This is a genomic window from Marinimicrobium agarilyticum DSM 16975, assembly GCF_000423345.1.
GTDB lineage: Bacteria > Pseudomonadota > Gammaproteobacteria > Pseudomonadales > Cellvibrionaceae > Marinimicrobium > Marinimicrobium agarilyticum.
Window position 1 is genome coordinate 39,016 of sequence record NZ_AUHU01000004.1, and the last position, 25,348, is coordinate 64,363.

At 60.5% G+C, this 25,348-nt stretch carries 21 protein-coding genes; 7 read left to right on the forward strand and 14 right to left on the reverse strand.

The features are described 5' to 3' along the window. Window positions 1–114: 114 nt before the first annotated feature. The 13 genes from G547_RS0103170 to G547_RS19975 form a co-directional block, all read right to left on the reverse strand. Entirely contained in the window at window positions 115–1,740 is a 1,626-nt protein-coding gene (locus tag G547_RS0103170; RefSeq protein WP_027328583.1) for a family 15 carbohydrate-binding domain-containing protein, read from the reverse strand. Window positions 1,741–2,039: 299 nt separating this feature from the next. Next, window positions 2,040–3,158 carry a GDSL-type esterase/lipase family protein gene (locus G547_RS0103175; RefSeq protein WP_027328584.1) on the reverse strand — a complete coding sequence of 373 codons (1,119 nt, stop codon included), beginning with the start codon at window positions 3,156–3,158 and terminating at the stop codon, window positions 2,040–2,042. Between the two features lie 3 nt (window positions 3,159–3,161). Next, on the reverse strand, window positions 3,162–3,965 hold the full coding sequence (locus G547_RS0103180) for a GDSL-type esterase/lipase family protein (RefSeq protein WP_051234737.1): 804 nt from the start codon (window positions 3,963–3,965) through the stop codon (window positions 3,162–3,164). A gap of 106 nt (window positions 3,966–4,071) precedes the next feature. Next, the gene (gene holA / locus G547_RS0103185; RefSeq protein WP_027328586.1) at window positions 4,072–5,124 is read right to left on the reverse strand and encodes a DNA polymerase III subunit delta; all 1,053 of its coding nucleotides are present in this window, start codon (window positions 5,122–5,124) and stop codon (window positions 4,072–4,074) included. Then, complete coding sequence (locus G547_RS0103190; protein ID WP_027328587.1) at window positions 5,105–5,710, reverse strand: LPS-assembly lipoprotein LptE; 606 nt, start codon at window positions 5,708–5,710, stop codon at window positions 5,105–5,107. The genes holA and G547_RS0103190 overlap by 20 nt, the downstream gene beginning before the upstream one ends. Window positions 5,711–5,759: 49 nt before the next feature. Beyond that, window positions 5,760–8,222 carry a leucine--tRNA ligase gene (leuS, locus tag G547_RS0103195; protein ID WP_027328588.1) on the reverse strand — a complete coding sequence of 821 codons (2,463 nt, stop codon included), beginning with the start codon at window positions 8,220–8,222 and terminating at the stop codon, window positions 5,760–5,762. A gap of 186 nt (window positions 8,223–8,408) precedes the next feature. Beyond that, on the reverse strand, window positions 8,409–10,130 hold the full coding sequence (locus tag G547_RS19965) for a protein-disulfide reductase DsbD family protein (protein WP_051234739.1): 1,722 nt from the start codon (window positions 10,128–10,130) through the stop codon (window positions 8,409–8,411). Between the two features lie 12 nt (window positions 10,131–10,142). Beyond that, window positions 10,143–11,111 (reverse strand): FAD:protein FMN transferase, encoded by a 969-nt coding sequence (locus G547_RS19970; RefSeq protein ID WP_051234741.1) that lies wholly within the window; start codon window positions 11,109–11,111, stop codon window positions 10,143–10,145. After that, the gene (locus tag G547_RS0103210) at window positions 11,098–12,258 is read right to left on the reverse strand and encodes a DUF3570 domain-containing protein (RefSeq protein WP_027328589.1); all 1,161 of its coding nucleotides are present in this window, start codon (window positions 12,256–12,258) and stop codon (window positions 11,098–11,100) included. Before G547_RS0103210 ends, G547_RS19970 begins: the two co-directional genes overlap by 14 nt. An 8-nt stretch (window positions 12,259–12,266) precedes the next feature. Continuing rightward, window positions 12,267–12,482 (reverse strand): DUF4266 domain-containing protein, encoded by a 216-nt coding sequence (locus tag G547_RS0103215; RefSeq protein WP_027328590.1) that lies wholly within the window; start codon window positions 12,480–12,482, stop codon window positions 12,267–12,269. 5 nt (window positions 12,483–12,487) lie between these two features. Then, complete coding sequence (locus G547_RS0103220) at window positions 12,488–13,000, reverse strand: TlpA family protein disulfide reductase (RefSeq protein WP_027328591.1); 513 nt, start codon at window positions 12,998–13,000, stop codon at window positions 12,488–12,490. A 32-nt stretch (window positions 13,001–13,032) separates the two neighbouring features. Then, the gene (locus G547_RS0103225; RefSeq protein ID WP_027328592.1) at window positions 13,033–14,298 is read right to left on the reverse strand and encodes a DUF1552 domain-containing protein; all 1,266 of its coding nucleotides are present in this window, start codon (window positions 14,296–14,298) and stop codon (window positions 13,033–13,035) included. A gap of 29 nt (window positions 14,299–14,327) precedes the next feature. Beyond that, on the reverse strand, window positions 14,328–17,657 hold the full coding sequence (locus G547_RS19975; RefSeq protein ID WP_051234743.1) for a DUF1592 domain-containing protein: 3,330 nt from the start codon (window positions 17,655–17,657) through the stop codon (window positions 14,328–14,330). Window positions 17,658–18,308: 651 nt separating this feature from the next. Between G547_RS19975 and G547_RS0103235 the strand changes: the two genes are divergently transcribed. The 7 genes from G547_RS0103235 to G547_RS0103265 all read left to right on the forward strand — a co-directional run bounded on the left by G547_RS0103235 (window position 18,309) and on the right by G547_RS0103265 (window position 23,837). Continuing rightward, on the forward strand, window positions 18,309–19,256 hold the full coding sequence (locus tag G547_RS0103235) for an alpha/beta hydrolase (protein ID WP_169449423.1): 948 nt from the start codon (window positions 18,309–18,311) through the stop codon (window positions 19,254–19,256). Between the two features lie 39 nt (window positions 19,257–19,295). Continuing rightward, the gene (locus tag G547_RS0103240; protein ID WP_211224485.1) at window positions 19,296–20,081 is read left to right on the forward strand and encodes a rhamnogalacturonan acetylesterase; all 786 of its coding nucleotides are present in this window, start codon (window positions 19,296–19,298) and stop codon (window positions 20,079–20,081) included. 205 nt (window positions 20,082–20,286) lie between these two features. After that, a complete protein-coding gene (gene rplU, locus G547_RS0103245; protein ID WP_027328596.1) occupies window positions 20,287–20,598 on the forward strand; it encodes a 50S ribosomal protein L21 in 312 nt (103 codons plus the stop codon). 14 nt (window positions 20,599–20,612) lie between these two features. Further along, a complete protein-coding gene (gene rpmA, locus G547_RS0103250) occupies window positions 20,613–20,870 on the forward strand; it encodes a 50S ribosomal protein L27 (protein ID WP_027328597.1) in 258 nt (85 codons plus the stop codon). Window positions 20,871–20,989: 119 nt separating this feature from the next. Continuing rightward, a complete protein-coding gene (cgtA, locus tag G547_RS0103255; protein WP_027328598.1) occupies window positions 20,990–22,183 on the forward strand; it encodes an Obg family GTPase CgtA in 1,194 nt (397 codons plus the stop codon). A 39-nt stretch (window positions 22,184–22,222) separates the two neighbouring features. Then, entirely contained in the window at window positions 22,223–23,350 is a 1,128-nt protein-coding gene (gene proB, locus G547_RS0103260) for a glutamate 5-kinase (protein WP_027328599.1), read from the forward strand. Between the two features lie 10 nt (window positions 23,351–23,360). Then, window positions 23,361–23,837, forward strand: coding sequence for a DUF4442 domain-containing protein (locus tag G547_RS0103265; RefSeq protein ID WP_157209773.1), 477 nt, complete (start codon window positions 23,361–23,363; stop codon window positions 23,835–23,837). Here G547_RS0103265 and G547_RS0103270 read toward each other — a convergent pair. Beyond that, the gene (locus G547_RS0103270; RefSeq protein WP_027328601.1) at window positions 23,834–25,309 is read right to left on the reverse strand and encodes an AAA family ATPase; all 1,476 of its coding nucleotides are present in this window, start codon (window positions 25,307–25,309) and stop codon (window positions 23,834–23,836) included. The two genes, G547_RS0103265 and G547_RS0103270, sit on opposite strands and share 4 nt — an antisense overlap. Window positions 25,310–25,348 lie beyond the last annotated feature (39 nt).

The window sequence follows — 25,348 nt, forward strand, 5'->3', positions numbered from 1 at the left end:
TTTTCGCTATTGAGGCGCCAGTTTCTAGTCGATTTAGATTGGACGTTAAACAAAAAAAGGGAGTGGCGACTGGCGTCACCACTCCCTTTATTTGGCCTCTAGGAGGGTAGCGGGTTAGTCTAACGTGACCGTCAGGCTCTTGACGGTAATGGTTCCCTGATCCGTGCCGTCACCGGCTGTCTGGATGCCAATCTGTACGCCAGCCTCTGCAGTTTCGAGGTTGAACTGATCGTTGAGCGCGGGGCAGGTCGCTGTGTAGTCCTCACCGGCGGTCAGACTCCCGTTGCCGACATAGCAGTTGTAGTCTGCAATACCGTAGTCGTCGGTCCGTTGGATGAACGGCTGTACCGCTTTGCCGCCATCTTTAAAGTCCTGGTCGACGGAGAATACCACTTCATACGTTGCCCCACTGAGGTCCTGAGGACCTGCAATATCGTACACCAACTGCTTGTACTCAGCGTCCGGGTTGGGAGAGTAGGCTACGCCTTCCTCTACGTACTCCAGATTCAGAGAGTCAGCGCTCACACGCCATCCTTCGGTGATTGAAGCTTCGATGGTTTCAGGGCCACTGGGGCCACCAGCATTGATATTGATCTGCATGCTGTTGATAGTCACGCGACCGGCTACTTCATTTTTGACCTGCAGGCCGACACGGATGTTTTCCCCTTCTTCTGCCACAAACGCTTCGTTTTCAGTGGCGCAAGTGACTTCATAGGGTTCGCCTGCCGTCAGCGCTCCGTTGCCCACATAGCAGCCGAACTCGCCGGTGTAGCTGCCGAAGTTCTGCTGAATGATGGGCTGCACGTCGGCGCCGGAGTCTTTGAACGCCTGGTCTACAGTGAAGGTCATGTCAAAGCTGCGGCCAACAAGATCAACCGGGCCTTCCAGCAGGTACACCAGTTTCTGGTCGGCGGCGGTGGGCTCGTAGTAAACCCCACCTTCGCCATCGCGCTGAACAGTGACGCCTTCAGTGGCGTCCATAACCGTCCAGGCTTCATCGTCAGCTTCGACGATTAGCGGGCCGGTGCCAGAGGCGGGGGTCATGGTGACGTTGTCGAACCAGAGTTGACCATCGACCTCGGGCGCTTTGCCATTGGCCACGAAACGGACACCGATTTCGTTGATGTCACGCAGCGTGAAACCATCGTCGTGCCACAGGAAGGTGCCGTAATCGGTGGTCTCTTCACCGTCGACGACCTCGGTCTCGCCCGTGCCGGCGGCCAATTCCCACATTTCGATGCGGTTCCAGCCCAGTTCCGGTGCATAGGCACGGCTGACGCCTTTCAGGCCCTCAGCGTTGCCGAGCAGCAGGTGCATGCTCATGTTGCCATCGGTCACGTACTCTTCGGTGACGAAGACCCAGATACTGGCGGCGGAGCCGGCCATGTCATCGACTTCGTCGACCGTGCCAAAAATATCCAGTCGGTCGCTGTCGCTGGCCCACATGGGTTCGGCCGCGAGGACTTCTTCGATACTGTTCCAGTTCAGGGTGGCGGTGGCATCGCAGGTTTCAACGCAACGATGACCCCAGCCTTCTGTGTCAGCTTCATCATCGAAAGGAATGTAGGTGTAGATGCGCGGCTCGCCGGGTTCGAAGTCGTCCCCGTCGTCTCCGCCGTCGCCACCATCGCCGTCACCGTCACCCGGGGGAGGTGTCTGGTTCGGCTCCAAGTCGAGATCTCCGCCACAGGCAGAAAGCACAAAGATTGTGCAGAGCGCGATGAGCAGTTTTTGTAACATATGTAAACCCTCTATTATTCTAGTCTTCAGCGTAAGTTGACCGAACTCGGCTGGCTTTCCGCCATTTTGCTTGCGGGCCACACTTGAGTTTCCGCCGGGTTTGGGGCCTATGGATGGCTCAAGATGGCTGCATAGGGAATAACATAGCACACAAATGTTCTAATTGACCATAAGTCGCATAAATTTTTATTTGAAAATGACGACACCCCAGGGGGACGGGAGGGGGCTATGACGGGTTCTGGGGGGAGTGGGAGTTGAAGCGGGGGCAAAAGCCCCCTTGGGCGGGGGTTGTAGTGAGACTACCAGTCCATCAGTTTGCCTAATTGGCGGCTCAAATCTTCGGCCATTGCGGCATGCTGGGGGCCGGTAGGGTGACCGTCTCGCTCATCGCCCGGGTAGTGAGTGGCGGGGATAAAATGAACGTCAGGCTGACCGAAACGTTCAATGGCGTCCGTAATATATTGACGCAGAACGGTTTTTTGGGGCCGCTCCGGGTCTTCCTCATCGTTGACGATGGCCCCTTCGGTGAGCGCGATGGTGGCGCCCGGGTGTACGGCTCTCAGACGCACAAGAAAGTCGACATAGGCGCCAACAAAGCCCTCCCGTTCGGGGAGGGGGCCGATTCCCAAGCTGAAATCGTTGGTGCCCAGTGACACCAGAATCAGGTCCGGTTGGTACCGGGTATGCTCCCACTCCACCGGTGAGGCCTTGTTCGCGATGGCCCACTCGAAGAATTCGGGGGCATTGCCTTCGTCACGGTTGCCATTCCAGCTGCGAGTCAGTCCCCGACCCCCGTAGCAGACCAGGTGTACCTGAGCGTCCAGCGCCTCGGCGACCTTCATGCCGTAGGAGGCCTTCGGGTCCCACCAAGGGGCAGTATTCAGGGGTGTCTCCCGGTCGCCGGCGCCATAGCTGCAGGTGACCGAGTCCCCCACGAGGAGCATTTTGCGCGAAGGGAGTTTTACGGGCTCCAGGGCGGCGTTTGCGTTGATGGTGACGCCCTCGAGCGTGACCTGGCTCAGCCAGGTTTCCCCCCGGTGGGTGATTTCGACGCGGCGACTGACCTTTTTGTCGGAGTCGATCAGCACCCACTCCTGCGATGTCGGTTTCAGTTTCAGCACACGGGGCGGCTGGCCCGCAATGGTGACCCCGAGGTAGCTCTGCTGTCCCGAGCTGTGAGCGCGAAGTGCCAGGTATCGCCCCTCAAAGTCGGTGTGCAGGGTGACGCCGGGGTAGCCGATGTGAAGGGCGCCGGAGTCCAGCGGCTGGGCTCGCCCTTCCAGGGCGAAGCGGTCGCTGTCGGCAGGTATAAAACGGTGGTTCATCGTATTGGCAGCGCTGTTTGATGCGGTTTGACAGGCAATAAGCGTGAGCGGCGCCAGTCCCCAAAGGAGGCGCCGAACGTATTTGAGCGGCATGGATTATTCCTCCAGCCAGTCGGCCAGGATCGGCTGAAGGTTCTCAGCCCAGATCCGGTAGCCTTTTTCGCTCAGATGCAGGTAGTCGGGCATGATTTCGGCGCTGATGTCGCCATTTTCCTCCACCAGCTGATCGCCGATGTAGAGGTAGTGCACCCGGTCGTCTTCCAGTTGAGCGATTTGCTCATTCACTTGGGCGACCTTGTCACGCATGGGGTCTTCGGCCGATTGTTTAGTGGGGAAAATTCCGTTGAGCAGGATTTCGGCGTTGGGAAAGGCGCCTTTCAGGGTACGAACCACGGCGGTCACCCCTTGGGCAACGTCGTCGGGTTCATGGTTGCTCAGGCCGAAGTTGTTAATGCCGATCAGCAGTACCACCACCTGCGGATCCAGTCGGCCCACTGAACCGTTATTCAGGCGCCAGAGCAGATTTTCGGTTTTATCGCCGCCGATGCCGAAATTGACCGCCTTGTAGTCCCCGAAATACTCCTCCCAGACGTTCTGGGGCCAACCTTCGGTGATGGAGTCGCCAATAAACAGAACGTCCACGTTGCCAGTGCTGGCGATTTCGACGTCCTCCCGGTGCATGGTGTTCCACCGTTCGATGGTCATCCACTCGTATTCTTTGGTGCGGGGGGAGGGGGTGATGGCTTCGGGGCGCTCGGAGGCGGGCGCTGCGCTCTCCTCGGCCGTTGAACTGCTCGCGGGCACGGAGCTGGAGGTGGGCGCGGGGCTTTCGTCGGGTGCACAGCCGACCAGGGCAGCGCTCAACGCCACAATAGATAGGATGGATGTTTGCCAGGACATGGGTGGCTCCTCTGGTATGTTCTTCGAGTGTTGGAGTTAGCGTTGTATACCCGTTCATCCCTGTTTTATGTATTGTTCTTTATGTGTTGTGTTGTCTGTTGCCGAGTCAGAGCTTGAGCGCCAGGCGTTCATTGGCCGGTTGCAGGCTTTGCACTCCGGCCAGGTTCAATGTCAGATCCAGCAGTTCATCCCAGGGGTCCGCCTGGCGCATGCCCTTGATGGCCCGGTCAATGCCGTTGGCCTTGCGCAGTAATTGTTGCAGCTGGCCGGGTTTGAGCCGACGCAGGGCCGTCTGGATAAGGGGTTGGCGTTTGTTCCAGATGCCGGCGGCCTGGGCGGCGCGGTCAAAAGCGATTCCCTGGGCCGAGGCCTGGGAGATCTGTACCAGCGCGCGAATATCCCGGGCGAGGGCCCAAAGCAGGGCGATCGGCTCGGTGCCCTCGACTTTCAGCCCCTGCAGGGACTTCACCGCGCCGCGGGCGTCCCCGTGAAGGGCTTTGTCCACCATTCCGAAGACGTCGTAGCGGGCGCTGTCGGCGACCACCGAGGCCATCAATTCGGTGCTGATTTCCTTCTCCGTGGTCAGCAATTTCAGCTTTTCCACTTCCTGAGCCGCGGCCAACAAGTTGCCTTCCACCCGAGAGGCCAGCAGATCAATGGCGGCGGAGTCGGCCGTGAGACCGGCGGCTTTCAGCCGCTGGGCGATCCAGCGGGGTAGTTGAGCGGGGCCGATCGGCCAGACCTGGAGGTGAACGCCAGCGTCTTCCAGGGTTTTCAGCCACTTGGCGCGCTGGACATTGCGATCGAGTTTGCCCGTGACCACCAACAGTAAATTGTCTTCAGAAGGCGATTGGGCGTACTCCTGCAGCACCTTGCCGCCTTTGTCGCCCGGTTTGGCGTTGGGCAGGCGGACTTCCAGAATCTTGCGCTCGGCAAACAGCGACAGACTGTTGGCACTGCTGAGCAACTGGTTCCAGTCAAAGCCCGGATCCGAGGCGTGGTAGAGCTCCCGTTCGCCAAAACCCTGTTCGCGCGCGGCGGCGCGGATCTGGTCGCAGGCCTCCTGCACCAGCAGCGGTTCATCACCGGTTACCAGGTAGATGGGGGAGAGGCGCTTTTTCAGCGACTCGGCCAGTTGCTCAGGGCGCAGCTTCGCCATGGCTGGCCTCTTCTTTGGCGGGTGAGCTATCGGTTCCTGGGGCGGGGGGCTGTTGTGGCTCGGGCTCCGAACCCATTCCCCGAGCCTGGGCGGCGTTGATGGCTGCCTGGAGCTGGCGCAAAATCTGTTGCGCCAGCTCTTCGCGCATCTCGCTTAAAAGCAGCATTTCCTCTTGAGAGCTGCTGCCAGCGCTTGCGGCGCTGGCATTGTAGGAGCGCGTAATCTGGCTGGTCAGGCGTGAGGCAATCGGTATGCCCCGGCTGTCCAGCACATTGAATTGGGCGGTCAGGGTCAGTTCATAGGCGCCGGCCAGGGCATCGCTACCGAGGGCGGCTACCCGCTTTTCGGTCTGTTCCTGAACAATGTCGAGGGTATAGCGCGCCTCGGACGGCGTGTCGGTCAGGGTAATATCGTCGGCCTGTAGGCGGTTGCGTAGCTCGGTGAGCAACGGCCCGTAGGTGTCCTGGCCGGTGATATGGAGGGTGTCAGTCAGGCTCGACAGAGCCACCGTGCCCCGCAACTGCCAGCCGCAGGCCGCCACCAGACTCAGAATGACGAGCAGAATGACGGGCAGTCGATAGGGCATCAGGACTCTCTCCTAAAACGCGCAGAGCCGGCGGCAAGGCCGCCCGGTTCTAGTTGGCGACAATATTGACCAGTTTGTTGGGCACGACAATGATTTTGCGCACAGTGACCCCACCGAGGAACCGCTGGACGTTGGGCAACTCCTGGGCCAACTGTTCCATGGTATCCCGCGGAGCGTCGACCGGGGCCTGGATTTTGTCCCGCACCTTGCCGTTCACCTGTACCACCACCTCGATGCTGGAGCGGGTCAGGGCGGACTCATCAAGGCTCGGCCACCGGGCCTCCAGCGGGATGTCCTTGTGACCAAGCGCGCTCCATAGCGCCTGGGTCGCGTGCGGGACAATGGGGGCCAGCAACAGAATCGCGGCTTCCAGCGCTTCGCGTTCGACGGCCAGGCCTTCGGGGTTGGCGCGGTCCGCGAGTTTGCCGACGTCGTTCATCAGTTCCATGACGGCGGCAATCGCCGTGTTGAAGGTCTGGCGACGGCCGTAGTCATCACTCACTTTGGCAATGGTTTCGTGGGTCTTGCGGCGCAGGTCCTTCTGGGCGTCGGGCAGAGCATCGGGCTTCAGCGCCCCGGGGGTGCCCGCCTGCACATGAGCGTGCACGGTTTTCCACAGGCGCCGGAGGAAGCGGTGCGCGCCCTCCACGCCGGAGTCGCTCCACTCCATGCTCTGCTCCGGGGGCGCGGCAAACATGGAGAACAGCCGCACGGTGTCCGCGCCATACTGCTCGATCAACACACCCGGGTCCACGGTGTTGCCCTTGGATTTGCTCATCTTGGCGCCGTCTTTGAGCACCATGCCCTGGCAGAGCAGGCGCTCGAAAGGCTCGTCACAACTGACCAGCCCTTCGTCGCGCATCAGCTTGTGGAAGAAGCGCGCGTAGAGCAGATGCAGAATGGCATGTTCAATGCCGCCCACATACTGGTCCACCGGCAACCAGTAGGCCGTGGCCTCCGGGTCCAGCATGCCCTGGTCGTAGTGGGGGCAGGTGTAACGGGCGTAGTACCAGGAGGATTCCATAAAGGTATCGAAGGTGTCGGTTTCCTTCTCTACCGTCTGGCCGTTCAGCTCTGCTTTGCGCCAATCGGGGTCGGCCTTGAGGGGCGACTGGACACCGTCCATGACCACATCTTCGGGGAGCAGCACCGGCAGCTTGTGGGCTGGCACCGGAATCTCACCACCATCGGGCAGGTTGTACATGGGGATGGGTGCACCCCAGTAGCGCTGACGGGAAACGCCCCAGTCGCGCAGGCGATAGTTTTCGGTGACCTTGCCCTGCTTGGCTGCTTTCAGGGCCTGGGCGATAACTTCAAAGGCCGCGTCAAAATCCAGGCCGTCGTACTCGCCCGAGTTGACCAGCACGCCCTTCTCGGTAAAGGCCTCTTTGCTCAGGTCGCACTCTTCGCCGTTTTTCGGCGCGATGACCTGTTTGATCGGAAGCTGGTATTTGTGGGCGAACTCGTAGTCGCGCTGGTCGTGGGCGGGAACGGCCATGACCGCGCCCGAGCCGTAGTCCATCAGCACGTAGTTGCCCACCCAGACCGGCACCGGCTCACCGGTGATCGGGTGGAGCGCCTCGATACCGGTGTCCATCCCTTTCTTTTCCATATTGGCCATGTCGGCCTCGGCCACCGACTGCTTTTTGCAGGCCTCAGCAAAGGCGGCCAGTTCCGGGTTGGATTTTGCCAGGGCTTGAGTGACCGGGTGCTCGGCGGCGAGGCTGACGTAGGTGACACCCATCAGAGTGTCCGGACGTGTGGTGTAGACCTCGAAGCTGTTGTGCTCGCCCACCGGCTGGGCCAGGTCGAAACGCATTTCGACGCCCCGGCTCTTACCGATCCAGTTGCGCTGCATGGTTTTGACCTGTTCGGGCCAGTGGGGCAGCTTGTCCAGGTCGGCCAGCAGCTGGTCGGCGTAGTCGGTGATCTTGATGAACCACTGGGCCAGTTCGCGGCGCTCGACCTGGGTGCCGCAGCGCCAGCAGCAGCCTTCCTCGACCTGCTCGTTGGCGAGCACGGTCTGGTCTTCCGGGCACCAGTTGACGGCGGAATTCTTCTTGTATACCAGGCCCTTCTCGTACAGGCGGGTAAAGAACCACTGCTCCCAGCGGTAGTAATCGGGCTGGCAGGTGGCCAGTTCCCGCGACCAGTCAAAACCAAAGCCCAGCTCTTTGAGCTGTTGACGCATGGCGTCGGTGTTGGCGTAGGTCCACTTGGCAGGCGCGGTTTTGTTCTTGATGGCGGCATTTTCCGCCGGCAGACCAAACGCGTCCCAGCCCATGGGATGCAGCACGTTCTTGCCCTGCATGCGCTGATAGCGCGCAATCACATCGGAAATGGTGTAGTTGCGCACATGGCCCATATGCAGCTTGCCGCTGGGGTAAGGGAACATGGATAGGCAGTAAAACTTTTCGCGGCTCTTGTCTTCGGTGACGGCAAAGGTCTGGTGCTCGTCCCAGTAGGCTTGCGCCTGGGCTTCGACGTGCGCGGGATGGTATTGCTCTTCCATTGGGGGTTGGGGCCTGTTTCTGTCTGCGAAGTAAAAGGCGCAATTATAGAGCCTTGACGCCTATAAAGCGAAGGGCGAGCGCCGCCGAAAAGGCCAGATTAAAGCCCGGCCAAAAAAATCCCGGCCCGCGGGCACAGTCAGCGGGTCGGGAAAGCGGGGGAGTGCATCGGAAAATAGGGGGTTCGGTCAGCGGTTGGCCAGCGCCTCATTCGAGCGCAGAGCACCCTCAACAATATCCGCCGTGAGCAACTGGGGCAGCATTTTCCCGTCACCGGTATGGCCGGACGGAAACCAGAGGTACAGCGGCACGCCGCTGCGACCGTAGGCGTCGAGCAGGGCGGTGATTTCGGGGTCCCGGTTGGTCCAGTCACCCTTGAGGGTGACTACGCCGAGTTCCTCAAAGGCGTTGTTGACCTGCTCGGTTCCCAGCGCCACTTTTTCATTGGCCATACAGGTGATGCACCAGTCGGCGGTCAGGTTGACGAATACCGGGGTGCCCTGCGCGCGCAGTTCAGCCAGGGTTTCGGCGCTGTAGGGTTGCCAGCGGTCATGCTCCGGCGTGCTGGTCAGCATCTGCCAGGGCACCACGATGGCGGCTACCCAGGCGGCGGCGATGCCGGCGCGGCGCAGGTATTGGGCCCAGCCACCGGCCGGTCGGTTCATCAGCCAGAGGGCGAATGCAATGGCCACCCCACCCAGGCACAGCACCATGGCGGCGTTCAGCCCGACCTGGCGACCCAGCACCCAGACCAGCCAGAGAGCGGTGATGTACAGCGGAAAGGCCAACAGCTCTTTGAGGGTCTCCATCCATGCGCCCGGTCGGGGCAACCGGCGGGCAAGCGCCGGCATGTGACACAGCAGCAATAGCGGTAGCGCCATACCCAGCCCCAACGCGGCGAACACCGTCAGGCCCACCAGCCCCGGCTGGGTCAACGCAAACCCCAGCGCCGCTCCCATAAAGGGCGCCGTGCAGGGGCTGGCGACCACCGCCGCCAACACGCCGGTAAAAAAGGAGCCCGAAAGCCCGGAGCGCTGGGTCAGTGACTGTCCGGCGCCCATCATGCCGGTGCCGATGTTGATCAAGCCGGACAGGCTCAGGCCCATGATGAAAAACAGATAGGCCAGGGCGGCGACCAGTAGCGGCGATTGCAACTGGAAGCCCCAGCCGATGGCTTCGCCACCCGCCCGGGCAAGCATCAGAATGCCGGAGAAGGCCAGGAAGCAGACCATGATGCCCGCCGTGTAGGCCCAGCCATGACGTGCCATGTGCGAGCGGTCTGCCTGCGCAAGGCTCATTACCTTGATCGATAGCACGGGAAAGACGCAGGGCATGAGGTTCAGGATCATCCCCCCCAATAGTGCGAAGCCCACCGCCTGCAGTAGCCAGAGGCTGGAGGTGGGTGCCTCCGGTTGAGTGATGGCTTCGGCGGTGGTGGCGGGTTCCGCTCCGGAGCCGGGGGTCACCAGGCCGCTGGTGGGGTCGACGGTAAAGTGCTCGGTGTGGGGCGGGTAGCAGAGCCCGGCGTCGGCACATCCCTGGGAGGTGACCGCCAGGTTGAAGGCGGTGGCCTTGGCGGGTAAGGCGGCCATTAAGGTGGCGTTGCCGTAGTGCACCACCATGTCTTTCTCGAAGTAATCGTCGTACTTGGTTTCGCCCTCGCTGAATTGCGGCGTGAGGGGCTCACCGTTGACCTTTACCCGAAACCGCTCCTGGTAAAGATAGTACTCCGGTGCAATGGCCCAGCGCAGAATAAGCTGGTCGTCACTGACTTGTGTGTCGAGCTGGAATGCCTCGGTCACTTCCAGAAAGTCATCGCTTTGGGCCATTTGGGCCGTGGCGCAAGCGAGCAATAAGGTCACCAGCGTCAACAGGCGGGCCATCAATGGGAGGCGGGTGTGAAGCGTCATAGTGTGAATCCGTTACTGTACTGAGGCCGAAGGCATGGGTGTTGGGGTATTTGAGGCGCGGACGCCGGTCTCCAATGAGCCGCCGAGCCGCAACTGTTGGTCGGTGGTCAAGTAAGGCAGCCCTTGCTCGGACAACCACTGGGGCTCCTCCGGGCTCTTCAATAGGGCAATGGTGGTAAAGGAGCCGGCGATCAGGCAGCGGGCCGCCACCACGCTGATGGAGGCGAAGGCCGGGTGCAGGCTGTGGCCGGTGGCCGGGTGGAGCAAATGGCAATAGCGGGTCCCGTCCACCATCATGTAACGCTCGTAGTCACCACTGGTGGCGATCGCCCCCTGAGCGAGGGGGATGCGAGCAATGGCGGCGTTCGGTTGGCGGGGGTGTTGAATGCCCACCTGCCAGGGCGAGCCGTCGGGGTGGGGCCCGATAACATGAATGTCCCCACCCAAATTCACCAGTCCGTGTTCGATGCCCGAGGCGCGGCAAAGGTCCGCGACGCAGTCGGCGGTGTACTCTTTCACATAGCCGCCAAAGTCCAGCTCCATTCCCGCTTCCGGCAAGTGGACGAAAGGCGCTTGCCAGTCCACCTTGGACCAACCGATCAGAGGCAGCAGCGTGGCGATTTGCTCGTCGGTTGGCAGTCGCTCCGCTTTGAAATCCCAGGCTTTGCGTAGCACGCCCGAGGTGATATCAAACAGACCGTCGCTCTGTTCGTGCAATGTGTCCGCATAGTCCAGCAGTGCGGCGGTTTCCGGGTCTACCTCAATCGCATGGCCCGAGCCGGCGGCGGCATTGATCCGGGCGGTGACGCTGTCGGCGCGGTAACGGCTGTACTTGGCCTCAAGCGCACGAACGCACTCGACCGCACGGGCGGCCACCGCTTTCGCGGTGGCCTTGGGGCCGTACAGCTGAATTTCACAGCGACTGCCCATGGCGTTAAAGGCGGCGCTGTGGAGTTGCGGTGTGGCGTTACTCGAAGGCATAACCGAGTCCGAGCGAGATCAGATCGTATTCGAGTAACCCGGGGTGATCCCCCGAAGCGCTGTAGGTTTCATAGGCCAGGTCGAACCGAAATGCGGTAAAGGTTTTTGACAGCTTCAGCTGCCCGCTGACGGCGGAGAAGTCCGACAGGCGATAGTCGCTGGAGTAGAAACCGTCGGTTCGCGTGGTCTCGTAAAAAGGCCGGTAAAACACAGCGGCGCTCTGGTCGTAGTAGCGCACCGAGGGAATCAATTGCCAGTCCGAGCCCAGGTTTTGGTACCAGCTCAACTCCAGGGTGTGTGAGTCGATTTCCCAGTTATTGGTGTAGTACCGGTAATCGGCGTGCAGCGCACCGCCTGGCCCTTCAAAGAACTGTCGCAACGACAGGTTCAGATTGATCTGTTCCTGTTGGCCGGGGCGGGAGTCGCGAACGGTATTGCCTTCCACAAACGCCCGCTTGTAGGGATCGGACAGGTAGCCGTCGAGAACCGAGAAGCCGAGCGTAGCGCTGAGCAGCGTCGTTTTGGTGGCCACTTGGGTGATGCCCACCATGGCGCCCGCCCGCTTTTTGGTTTCGTGCACGGGGCGATCAAATGACTCTGCATCGCTCGGGTCAATGTAGTCGAACGACGTGTTGGCACCGTAGCTGAGGGTGGTGAGGTTCTGGTTCAGCCGCCACGCACCAGAGAAACCAAAGCTGACCGACTCATAGTCATTCTCGGAGGAGTAACCACCCGAGAGTGTGACTTCCGAGTTGCTGTTGTAGCTGCGAAAGTCTACGCCGAGTTCCGTGCGTTCTTCGGAAATGGTGGCACCACTCATGACCTGCAGCGGTTCGCCATCGGCGCCGGGCGCCACATACCAGGGTGAGGCGCCGCTCATGGTTTCCCGAATGACCGACGTGGTGAGTTCCGTGTCGGTCGAGACCGGGGCCTTGAACTTCAGGTGACTGACGTCGATGGTATAGCGCTCCGGGCTGCCCAACCCCAATTGGTCGGCCGCGATGGGCGCTTCCTTATAGTTCGATTGCTTGAACCCCAGAGTGAATTTCTGATCGGGTGGGTCGGCCTTCGCCGGTTCACTCGCCATGGGAAGTGCCAGCGCCGCGGCGGTCAACGCCAGCAGTGTTGAAGATTTCTTATCGTTCATCAGACACCTCAATTGCAGCCGCAGCCGCCGCCGGAGCCCGAGGCCACCGAAGACGACGCTTCCTTACTGTGATGGATATGACTGCGCAAGGTATTGGCCATTGGGTCGGTGGTCAGGGCCATTTCCGGGCGAGCCAGGTGGCCCCGCTCCCAGGGTTGAACCTGGGTGCAGGCCAACAGCTGAAGCGCTGCCAACAACACCACAATTCGTCCTAGTAACTTCACAGTGGTTACTCCCCGGTCAACTGGTTGATCGCCGCTTCAATGGCCGCCGCGTCTTTTTTCTCGTCAAAGCCGACCACGACGTGATGCACCTTGCCATCGCGATCGAGCAGATAGGCGCTTGGCATGCCTTTGAGTTTGTACTCTCCGGCCACCTTGCCTTCCGGGTCCCAAGCGATTGGAAAAGACACGGGGTGTTTGTCGAGGAACTCGTGGGCGTCGGCTTCCTGTTCGTCGAGGTTGATGGCAATCACTTCGAAGCCCTGATCGCCGTACTGCTGATGCAGTGCTTCCAGTTTGGGAAAAGACCGACGGCAGGGGCCGCACCAGGAGGCCCAGAAGTCCACATACACCACTTTGCCCTGGTATTGATCCAGCGCGATGGCGGCGCCCTCGGTGGTGTTGTCGATACCGGGGAGGGAGAAGCCCGGGGCTTCGCTGCCCGGTTCCAATGCGTGTGCCGAGGTGGCCAGGAAAAGTCCAAGGACCAGGGCGGTCAGTGATAGAGAAAATCGTTTCATTGTCGTTTCCTTGTGAGTCGTTGTTGTCGTAATCAGCTGAGAATGCCTTCGGCCGGGCTGTCGCTGTAAGCGGGGATCACCCCGTAGACGCCCATGTATTCCGCCGCGGTATCGAGCAACTGATGGTGGTTGCCGGCGGTGACCACCCGACCGCGTCTGACGGCGGAGCCGCCGCCCGCCATCATGTAGGGCGCGTCGGTGCCGGTGTGGGCGTCGCCATTGCCCATGTCTGTTATCTGAACCACAAGCGTGCTGTCGATCAGTTTGCCGCCTTCGGGCGCGTCGGTTTCGGCGAGGCGCTGAATCAAATGGCTGACGCGCTGGGAGAAGTAGGTACGATACTCTTCGTACCAGGCCGCGTTGCCGCTGTGAATGGAGCCGTGGTAATCGCCATCGATATTGTTCACGCTGAAATCCGCCTGGTGCGTTCCCATCTGCATGGTGGCGACGCGGGTGATGTTGCAGCTCATCGCCAGCACCACATTTTCGGTTTGCAGGGCAAACTGTTCGGTGAAGGCGTCATCGGTCATGACTTCCGACAATCCGTCCGGGTTGAACGTCGGGTTCAGGCATCCGGGTGGCGCGGCGCCGTTGGCGGCGTTTTCGATATCGGCGTTCAGCTTGGCAATGCCCTCCTGGTGTTGTTCCAGTCGTTCGCGCTCATACTGGCCGAGCCGGCTCTGAATGCTTTGAAGGGCCAGCCGGTTAATCTCCAGCAGTTTCTTTTCCCGGCGCTCCCCAATCGGGCTGGTGTCCACCGTGCCGCCGAACAGCCGGTCGAACGCCGAGCGCGGGTTGTCCTGAAAGTCGGTGACACCGGCGTAGCCTCGGGCGGAAATCGGGTCCACGCCCCGGGAACGAATGCCCAGGCGTAGCGAGGCCACCGGTGATGTCGCGCCCACCACGCCTTCGAGCGCGAGATCGAGCGTGCCCTTGACGCCGGGGGCGAAGGCGCCGAGCACGCGTTGGGTCAGGCCGTGGCCGCCGCCGCCGACAATTTCGGTATCGCGGAAAAAGATGCATTGGTCTTTAACCGACTCAAATGGCGTGGAGCAGCGCTGCAGCGTCAAGTCGTCACTGGGAAGGAACGACTGAGAGGCGCCCCCCGGCGTGCCGTCGGGAATGTAGACGAAAATCACCCGGCGCGTCTCTGCCCCTTGGGCCTGTGCCTGTCGGCCGAGCAGCAGCCCGGCCCCGAGTGAGGTGGCCTGCAGCGCGGACAGTGAAATACCGGTCGTGCCCAGAAATTTCAGAAAGCGCCGACGGCTGTGTAGTGCGTACTGTTTCTCGTATTCCATGGTAATTCCTCTCTGATTCAGTCGGCTCGCTATCGGTTGACGTTCTTGCGGTAGCGCACGCTGTCCATGCCGCCGATGGCCTTGAGGAGTGCGCGAGTGCTGTTGTCACTCTCGGTCATGATCTGGTCGAGTTGCTGGGCTTCGCAGCTGTAGCTGGAACGCTCCTCGTCCGAGAGCGTGATACTCGGAATGGCGTAGTCGAAATGCTTGGCGCCGGTGCCCAGGGCAAGGCGGAACATATTGTCGATAAAGCACTGGCGAGTAACGTCCAGCCCGGCAATGGCGTGCGCAAAGTCCTTGGCCCCTTCGAAGGAAATCTGTTGGCCGTCGTTGACGCTGGTCACGCCGTGTAGCACCCCGTCGAATTCGACAATCAGATTGTTGTAGTCGACGGTCTGCGGCATCCCCACCGCGTCGAAGTCTTCAAAGCCGCCGCCGAGGGGGTTGATCATTTCCTCGTGGCAGGTCTGGCACAGCGGCGCCGAGGTCTGGAATTCATACTTCTTGCGGCTGGTGGCGAGTCCGCCGTTGGCCTCAAGGTAGGCTTCCCAGGCCGCGATCTGTTCCTCGCGCACCGCGTCCACGTCTTCACCACTCAGGGAAATGCCGGTCGGTGGCGCCGGGACATCGTGGCAAAGGAAGGCGCGCCGGGCGTAGGTGGAGCGCAAAATCGGAGCGGTCTCCTGCTCATGGGCGTTGACCGTCAGGAAGGCGCCGGAGGTGACCAGGCCTGCGCGGCTGACTACACCCGTGACTTTCTGCAGTTGGGTACCGCTGACGCCACTTAAGCCGTAGAAGCTGGCCAGGGCGTTGTTCACGAACGTGAAATCCCCGTCGTACAGAGCGGTGAAGGGTTCGCCCTCATCAAGAACCACGTGGTTGAAGACGGCCCTCACCTCTTGGGCCATGGCTTCGCGCACGTCGGTGGTGAATTGCGGGTAGAGTTCCGGGTCTTTAATCTGGTCAATCACCCGGTCGGTGCGCAGCCACTGCGCGGCGAAATCGCCAAACTTCACCCGCGCTTGCGGCGTATCGAGCAGCCGATCCACTTGCACTTCGATCTGTGCGCGATTGGAAAGCTCGCCGCTGCGGGCGGCTTGCAGCAATTCCAGGTCTGGTGTGCTGCCAGTAAACGTAAAGGCGAGAAATGAAGCCAATTCGTAAGGCGTCAACACGTAAGCATCGGAATCCAATGGCGCCGCCGGCAGTTCCGGTTCCACCAGGCGAACGCCCGAGACCTGGAAGCGGCTGACAATCAGGTCGTGACCGCCCTCGTACTCTCGGTCTGCCCCCACTTGTTGGTTGGCCACGGCGGTGTAGTGCTGACCCGTGAGTTCTTCCACCCGGAAGCGGTAGGTTTTGTTGTAGCTGTGGTCCACCAGCACCGTGGCGATTTCCTGATCGTTGGTGCCGACACGCATGGTTGGCCAGAGTCCTTGGTCGCCCTGCGTACCGCGTACCACCACTTCGATCAGGTTATCGCCGGTATATTGAATGCCGTGGCCGCTTTGCCCATAGATGGCAATGGTCTCCGGCGCGGTGTTGTCGATAAAGGTGGTGACCTGACCGTCGGGCTCGTATTGGGGCTCGGAGGTACCGTTTTCGAGCTCATCCACGGAAATGCCGGTCTCGCTGCGGTACAGGAAGTGGGGCGAGGTCAGCATGGTGCGAATAGCCAGCTTCAACCCCTCTTTCACGTCACCACCGGTGTATTCAGCGGTGAACATTTCCTGGAAGGCAATGCGTTCGCTATCGGTCAGTGGCCGCCGGAAGACGCGGAAGCCGAAGTCATCCACCAGGTTGGCGCCGCACTGTTCGGCTTCCATACCGGCGCAGTCAATCACACCCTCGAAATTTTGCTCGGCGAGGAAGTCAGCAATGCGGGAAGCCACCAGACTATAGGATTGCAGTGAGCCGCTCTCGATACTGGCCATCACATTATTGGAAAAGCCGTTGACCTTGTTGTCTGCGGGCAAGGCGTCGTAAACGCTGCGACCGAGATCGGCCAGTACGTCGACGCCGGTGAGGTCTCGCACGGAGTTGACGTACTCTTTCTGCGTGAGAACACGGATGGCGCGAGGGCCATAGGCTACATCGCAGTCGCCCGGAATACCCGGGGAGGGTTGGCTGCTGGATGAGCTGCTGTTGCCTTGCGCGCTGGACTGGTTGCCCGCACTGCTTTGAGAGGCGGAAGAGGAGCTATTGGTAGCGCTTGAGCTGTTTGAAACGGCGCTTGAACTCGAGCCATTCGGGGCGCTGGGGCTGCTCGAAGACGAGGCGCTGCTGCTTGCATTCCAACTGCGAATATAGGCGGCAACGTCATCGGCGCAGCTGCCGGTACAGGCGCCTGCGCCGCCTTCGGGCATCCAGGCGGCGATGTATTGGGCCAGCGGTTGTGGCTGTTCGCCGGAGGAGTGCCAGTATTCGTTTTTGGTCGCGTCCAGAAAAAAGAAACCATTGCCGCTGGCGCCATGACAGCTCGTGCAATTATTGGTGTAGTGGGTTTTGCCAGCCAGCACGTTGCCCGTTGGGGCTGAGCTTGAGGCGCTCGCCCCGCTGCTTGAGGATTGCGAATTGTCCGAAGACTGTTGTAACCCTTCGGAGCTGCTGTTGCCCTGAGAGCTGCTGGCGGTGTCGGCACTGCTGGAGTTTTGGGGCGGAGGCGCACTGGAGGACTGAGTCTCGGAGCTCGAAGAGCTGGTCGGGGGTGTCGTCGGTGTGCTGGCACTGGAAGACTGCTGAGGCGGAGGCACAATAATGTCGCCGCTGCTTTGAGAGGAAGCAGCGGTAGAGGATTCCGTGCTGCTGGCCTCACTGGACTGCCCGCCGCCGCTGCCGGGCTTGGGGAAATCACTTTGAATGTAACTGGCGAGCAACGTCGCGCAGTCATTGCCGCACAGGGCTGGCTCGCTCAACGGCATGGTATCCGCGATGCGGCGAGTCAGCATGGTGGTGTTGTCGCAGGTGCTGCAGGTTTTTAATTGCCCGCCGAGTCCGCCCGCGCCGGCGTCACCGTGACAGCTCGCGCACTGGGCCTGGTACAGGTGTTCGGCCTCCTGCACATCAAAGGTGGGCCCGGCGACCGGGGGGGTGGCTGGCTCACTGGAAGACTGGTTCCCGGAACCGCCCGGGGTAGTGGGCGTTTGAGGATTATCGGTCGGTGGGTTTTCGCCACCAGGAGCGCTGGACTGCGTTGCAGAGCTTTGGGCTCCGTCATCCGAGTTCGTCTCAGTGGGTTGATCGTTGAACTCGGGATCACCTCCGCCGCAAGCCGCCAAGCCCAGAACAAGGGCAATGGTGAGAATGGGTTTTGACAGTATTTTTGTGGCTGACAATGACGCGTGCTGCAAACTGGCCATAGTTCCTTCCGCTTAGTCTCGTGAAAGACAGTGTGTTTCGCCTTGTGAAACCAACAGGCTTTTATGTTCTTTGGTGATTGCTTTTCTGTGGCTGGGCGATACGCGGGCTTGAATGCGGACCGCCAGCGCACCCGCGGTTTACCCAAGCGACTTGCACCGCGGGTGGGCAACGTAGCGCGCAGAAAACTCTGTGGGGTAGGTGACCGGGTGGTGTTGAAAAATTGACAATCTATGAGTCAGTTTCCACCGAAACTCCTTGAGCGTCATCATGTTGGCGCTCTCCCAAGTGGCGCCATCGTATATAAAGGTGTGGGGTGTTTGATGGAACCGGTTCACAAGGAGGGGGCGGAGTGGTTGGCAAAGTGGGGATAAACCCCATTTTTTTTAGGTTTTTGAGGAGGAACTCACACGCGCCACTTTTAAAGACGTGGACCTATTAATTTTTCACGTTTTTATGATAAGGCGACAACAGTCGCGGTCCGGTCTTGTGGGATGACCTGGGGCAAAACGCTCGCCGGCCGCGGTTGCACCAAATTGACCAGTGTGCCCCCTCAATCGCCCGCTAGCAGTGCGCGTCTGCGGGGGGCCATGGTCAATATGGTATCCTCACTGCTCCCAAACAGAAAAACCAATAGTCAGAGGGAGAGAGTGATGAGAGAAAAAGCAATGATAAAAAGCGCCGGTAGGCCAATTCGCCTCGTGTGGATGGCCGCATTGGTGATGTTCTCAGTGATGGCCGGCGCGGCCGAGAGCGAACGCCCGACAGAATCCCTCCGGCTCTGGCCGGAGCAGGCGCCGGTATCGCCGGATCGGGAGCGCGTTGAAAACGGCCGCGTGGTCCAGGTGGATAACCCGAGCCTGACCCCTTATTGGCCCGATAACCCCAACGGCGCCGCCGTGGTGATCTACCCCGGCGGTGGCTATGTCCGTCTCGCTTACGACAAGGAAGGCATGCAGGCAGTGAAGTGGCTGAACGAGTTGGGGGTAGCTGCTTTTGTGGTCAAATATCGCCTGCAGGAGTACGGCCATCCGGCGCCCTTGCTCGACGGTCTGCGGGCGGTGCGTTACGTGCGCACCCATGCCGCCACCTGGGGCCTGGACCCTAAACGGATCGGCGTGCTCGGGTTCTCCGCCGGGGGACACCTGGCCGGCAGTGTGGCGCTGCGCTCTGATTTTACCCATGACTCGCTGTCTGACGATCCTTGGGGGCGGGTGAGCGCACGGCCGGATTTCGCGATGCTGCTCTATCCGGTCGCCACTCTGGAAAAACCCTACGCCCACGAGGGTTCGGTTCATGCGCTGTTGGGGGAAAACCCGACCGACGAGCAGCGGCGCGAGCACTCGCTGGAACATCAGGCGGAACCGGGCCTACCGCCGCTGTTCCTGGTTCATGGCAATGAGGACGGCAGCGTACCGGTGCAAAATAGCCTGATGCTGTATCAGGCGGCGTTGCCCCACAGCCCCAAGTCGGAATTACATATCTACCAGACCGACCGCCACGGCTTCGGTTTGTTGCCGGACCAGGGTACCGCGTCCAACTGGCCCGAAGCGGCGGCGGACTGGCTTCGTTTTAACGACTTTTTGAACGCTGGCGAGTGATCGCCCTCTAAAGTAACCGGATTGACCTGAGAGAAATTTATGATGTTGTCGAACACGTTGATGACCCTTTGCAAGCGAGGCGCCGCTCTGGGCGCTATTGCCGCTTTCCTGATCGGTTGTGCGACCCAGCCTGAGACCGAACCCCAGAGTACGCCGACCTTGTTTCTTGTGGGGGACTCCACCATGGCGGATCAGCCTCAGGACAAGTACCCGGAGCACGGCTGGGGCCAGATGCTGCCCGAGTACCTGACCGCTGGCATTGAAGTTGAAAACCATGCCAAAAATGGTCGCAGCACCAAGAGTTTTATCGACGAAGGGCGTTGGCAGGCGGTGCTGGACTCGTTGGAAGCTGGAGATTTCGTCGTCATCGGCTTCGGCCACAATGACCAGAAAGACTACGACGAAACCCGTTATGCCGCCGCCTGGACTGACTACCGCCGCAATCTGGAGCGAATGGTGGAGGAAGTCCGGGCCCAGGGTGGGCATCCCATTCTGGTCACCTCCATCCGCCGCCGGGCCTTTGATGAGAACGGTCAGCCTGAGGCGACCCTGGGGCAGTATCCGGATGCGACCCGCGCCGTGGCGTACGAGCACAACGTGCCTTTGGTGGATATGAACATCATGACCCGGCAGATGTTGGTGGACGCTGGCGTGGACGGTTCAGCCGACATCTATATGCAGATCGCCCCCGGGGACTACGCCAACCTGCCGGAAGGAAAGGACGACAACACCCACCTTCAGCGGGCGGGCGCCATGCGCGTAGCCGGCCTGTTTGTGGAAAACGTCAAACGTCAGGGGTTGGCGTTGGCCCGGTATTTGAAATAAGTGCCCTTTGGGCCGGATTTGAAATGAGCGCGCGCCGCGCCGGGGAAAGCGCCCTTAGGCGCTTGCCATCGGGGGCTGTTTCGCTTACAATCGCCGCCCCTTGAGGCCCTCCCACGCTGTGGGCCCCGGAGAAAACCTACGACGCAAGCCCCGGAAAGCGCCCGACGCTGCTTCGTGTCGTCCAAACAGAGTCTTTGGAGCAATTATGTACGCAATCTTTGAAAGTGGTGGCAAACAGCACCGCGTCGTGGAAGGGGAAACCCTGAAGCTGGAAAAAATCGAAGTGGCCACCGGTGACACCATCGAATTCGATAAGGTCTACCTGGTTGCCAATGGTGACGACGTTAAAGTGGGTGCGCCCATTGTCGATGGCGCCAAAGTCACCGCCGAGGTCATTAATCATGGCCGTGGTGATAAAGTGAAAATCATCAAATTCCGTCGCCGCAAGCACTCTATGAAGCGCCAGGGGCACCGTCAGTGGTTCACTGAAGTGAAAATCACTGGAATCAAAGGTTAAGAGGAGTTTAGACAATGGCTCACAAAAAAGCGGGTGGTAGTACGCGCAACGGGCGCGATTCCGAAAGTAAACGCCTCGGCGTTAAAGTCTTTGGTGGCCAGGCCATCCCGGCTGGCGGCATTATTGTTCGTCAGCGCGGCACTCAGTTCCACCCCGGTGTGAACGTGGGTATTGGCAAGGACCACACTCTGTTCGCCAAGGCCGAAGGCCGGGTGAAATTTGAGGTCAAAGGTGAGAAGAACCGCCGGTACGTCAGCGTCGAAAGCGCCTAAGACGGTTTGCTAAGCGGTTTTCCGCCCTTCGGGCGGAAACACACTTCGGAAAAGCCCTGTCGCACTGTCGATGGGGCTTTTTTGTTGTTCGTTAGATAGATTCTGTCGGGAGTAGTGAAGTGAAATTTGTAGATGAAGCGCCCATTCACGTCGAAGCGGGCAAAGGTGGCAACGGCTGCCTGAGCTTCCGGCGGGAAAAGTTTATTGCCAAAGGCGGCCCCGACGGGGGCGATGGCGGCGATGGCGGTAGTGTATACCTCGTCGCCGACGAAAGCCTGAACACCCTCATTGACTACCGCTTCCAGCCCCGCTACCGGGCACAGAACGGGGAAAAAGGCGGGAGCAAAAACTGCACGGGTAGCAAAGGCGAAGATCTACTGCTCCCCGTGCCCGTCGGCACCACCGTCATCGACAGCGACACTAGCGAACAGCTCGGCGACCTGACCGAAGTGGGCCAGCGGCTCAAAGTCGCCCAGGGTGGCTTCCACGGCTTGGGTAATACCCGGTTCAAATCCAGCGTCAACCGCGCCCCCCGGCAGACCAGCGACGGCTCCGAAGGCGAAATGCGCAACCTCAAGCTGGAGCTCAAAGTTCTGGCCGACGTAGGTCTGCTGGGCATGCCCAACGCCGGTAAATCCAGCTTTATTCGCGCCATCAGCGCCGCCAAGCCCAAGGTAGCCGATTATCCCTTTACCACCCTGGTGCCCAACCTCGGTGTGGTCAAGGTGCAGAAGCATCGCAGCTTTGTGGTCGCCGACATTCCGGGGCTGATCGAAGGCGCCGCCGATGGAGCGGGTCTGGGGATTCGCTTTCTCAAGCACCTGACCCGCTGTCGACTGCTGCTTCACATCGTCGACATGGCACCACCGGACGGTTCCGATCCGGCCGAGCAAATACGTACCATCACCAAAGAGCTGGAGAGCTTCAGTCCGACTCTCGCCACGCGAGAGCGCTGGTTGCTGCTCAATAAGATCGACCTTCTGCCGGCGGCCGAAGCCGAAGAGCACTGTCAGGCGTTGGTCGACAAGCTCGAGTGGGACGGACCTGTATACCGCATTTCTGCCCTGCAGCGGACCGGTACCGAACCGCTGTGCGGTCAGATCATGACGCACCTGGAAAACATCTGGGAAACCGAAGCCGATAGCGACGAAGCCCGGGAGCGCGAATCCAAGTTCCAGGCAGATATGGCGGCGGAAGTGCGCGAGCGCATTGAGGAGCTTCGCCTGCGGCGTCGCTCGGAGCGCAAGGGGGAGGATGACGATGACGACTTCGATGACGACGATTACGATGTCGAAGTAGAATACGTCCGGTAACTCTGTGGCCAGCAAACACAACCAGCGGAACAGCTCAGCATGACAGACAGAAGTTCGGTAACCACCACGCGGCGTTGGGTCGTCAAAATTGGCAGTTCCCTGCTGACCAACGACGGGCGTGGCCTGGATGTGACGGCCATTAATGACTGGGTCGCGCAGATGGCCGAGCTGCGCAAGGAAGGCATTGAGCTGGTGCTGGTTTCCTCTGGCGCGGTGGCCGCCGGGCTGACCCGTCTGGGCTGGCATCGCCGGCCCACCGCCGTGCATCAGCTGCAGGCCGCCGCCGCCGTGGGCCAAATGGTGCTGGTGCAAACGTACGAAACCGCCTTTCAGGCGTTCAATCTGCACACCGCCCAGGTATTGCTGGACCACGACGACCTGTCTTCCCGCCAGCGCTACCTCAACGCCCGCTCGACCCTGCGTACGCTGCTCGATCTGGGCGTGGTGCCGGTGGTGAATGAGAACGATACCGTGGTGACCGACGAAATCCGCTTCGGCGACAACGACACCCTGGGGGCGCTGGTCGCCAACCTGATTGAGGCCGAGTTGTTGGTCATTCTGACCGACCAGGCGGGCATGTTTGACAGTGATCCGCGCTCCAACCCCAACGCCAGGCTGTTGCCCGAACTCTCTGCGGACGATCCTTCCCTGGAGGCCATGGCCGGAGGTGGAGGCGCCCTGGGCCGTGGCGGCATGTTGACCAAAGTGCGTGCGGCCCGGGTGGCAGCCCGTTCGGGCGCGGACACGCTGATTCTCGGAGGCCGCACGGAACGGGCGCTGGTGCGGGCCCGAACCGGTGAGCCCCTGGGGACATTACTGCATGCGGCCCAGGAACCCCAGGCAGCACGCAAGCGCTGGCTTGCAGGCCAGCTTCAGACCCGTGGCACGCTGGTGCTGGACGAGGGCGCCGTGCACGTGCTTCGAAACAGCGGCAAAAGTCTCTTGCCCGTGGGCGTGAAGGCCGTGAAAGGTAAATTTACCCGAGGCGATATGGTGGTCTGCACCACCGCCTCCGGCGAGGAAGTGGCCCGTGGGCTGGTGAATTACAACGCCGAGGAAGCCCGGAAAATCATTGGCCGGCCCAGCAGTGATATTCTCAACCTGCTGGGCTACAAAGACGATGACGAGCTGGTGCACCGGGACAACCTGGTCTTGATGGACAGCTGAGGGAGCGCCCATGATGAGTTGGAAGTGGGTTCGTCGGCTGGTTAATTTCTGGCCGCCGCTGTTTTTTACCGGCATCAAGGCGACGCATATCAGTCCGGATTTTCGCCGTATTGAAGTCTCTTTGAAGTTGCGCTTTTACAACAAAAATTTTGTCGGCACGCAATTCGGCGGGAGTCTGTTTGCGATGACCGATCCCTGGTACATGTTGATGCTGGTGTACAACCTGGGGCGGGATTACTTCGTCTGGGACAAGAGCGCCCACATCGATTTTATTGCGCCCGGTCGTGGCGCGGTAAAAGCCGTGTTTGTGCTCGAAGAGGCGACGCTTGAGCGCATTCGCGCCCATACGGTCGACGGCAAAAAATACCTGCCAAATTTTGCGATTGACGTGGTCGACGAGCACGGGCTGCTGGTCGCCCGGGTGCACCGGACGCTCTACGTCCGGGCGAAACCTCACAAGCGTGAGCAGCCGGGCGCAGGGAGTTAGGCCGGAATGGTTCGCTCCGCCGCCCACTGACGCAGGTGCTGTAACTTCTCCGCCATCACCACCGATAAAGGGCTGGTGTTGGCGATTTCCCTCAGAATACACTCGGTCGTGATGCCGTCTCGACCGGATCCGTAGCGGGCCGCCACAATGGCCTGCTCGATTTCCGCCCCGGAAAACCCTTCGCTTGCCTCGCTTAATTGCGCCAGCTCAAACAGGCCAGGGTCCAGCTCGCGCTTGCGCAGGTGGATCTCGAAAATTGCCTGGCGAACCGTCTTGTCAGGCAGGTCGACAAAGAAGATTTCATCCACCCGACCTTTGCGGATCAGCTCCGGTGGCAGTTGACTGATGTCGTTGCTGGTGGCGGTGAAAAACACCGAGTTTTTCCGCTCCGCCATCCAGGTCAGCAATGTGCCCAGCATTCGCCGCGAGGTGCCATCATCGCTGTTGCCCTGAGCCATTCCTTTCTCGATTTCATCCAGCCAAAGCACGCAGGGTGCCATGGCGTCGGCCATGGCCAGAGCCTCACGCAAATTGCGCTCGGTTTCCCCATGGTATTTGTTGTACAGCGCCCCCACATCCAGGCGCAGCAGGGGCAAATTCCAGGTGCCGGCCACGGCTTTGGCGGCGAGACTTTTGCCCCCACCTTGAACGCCCAGTAACAGAATGCCACGCGGTTGTTCCACCCCGGGGTCGCGACTGTGGAACGCTTTGGCCCGGGCGTTCAGCCACTGCTTCAGGTTGTCGAGCCCGGCCACCTGGGAGAAGTCCGCCGTTTCGTATTCGTAACTCATGACCCCGCCCATATCCAGCAGGGCAAACTTGGCTTCATTGACCACCGGAAGGTCTTCCTCGGTGATGGCGCCGTCCTGCCAGATGGCGATGCGCACCAACCGGCGGACGTCGCTGGTGGACAGCCCCTGAAGGTTGGCCATCAAGCGGCGCAGGGTCTTGTTGTCGGTTTTGATGCGCTTTTGTCCGTTCTGCTCGGCGTAGTGGCGGGCCTCCTCGCGGATGATCGCCAGAATGCGCTCGTCGCTGGGCAGCGACAGCCGGAAGGAGGCGCTGTACCGACGGATTTCCGGGGGCAGGTTCAGACGGTGGCTGAGCAGAATCACGGCATGAGATACCTGGCCGTGGTTCAGTGCAATATCCTTCAGCAGGCGGACGTTGTGGGGTTGATCGGTCAGATAGGGATGCAGATCACACAAGAGGTAGATGCCCGGGGTCTGCGCCTGCTTGATGTGCTCAAGCACTTCGCTCGGGTCCTGATGCTCCCGTTTGTTGGGCACCAACTGCGGGCCGAACCCCAGTTGAGTGAGCCCGTCGGTCACCGACCAGCGATAGAGCGTCCGGTTTTTATCGCGAGCGACGCTTTGGAGCAGCGTAATGGTTTTGTTTTCCTCGTGGGTTTCTATCACCACCAGCGGTACCCGCGAGTCCAGCATCAACTTGAGGTCGTGTGCGTCTTGCATCCGTTTCTCTTCCTTTCGTTTTTTATGAGGTGTTATCAG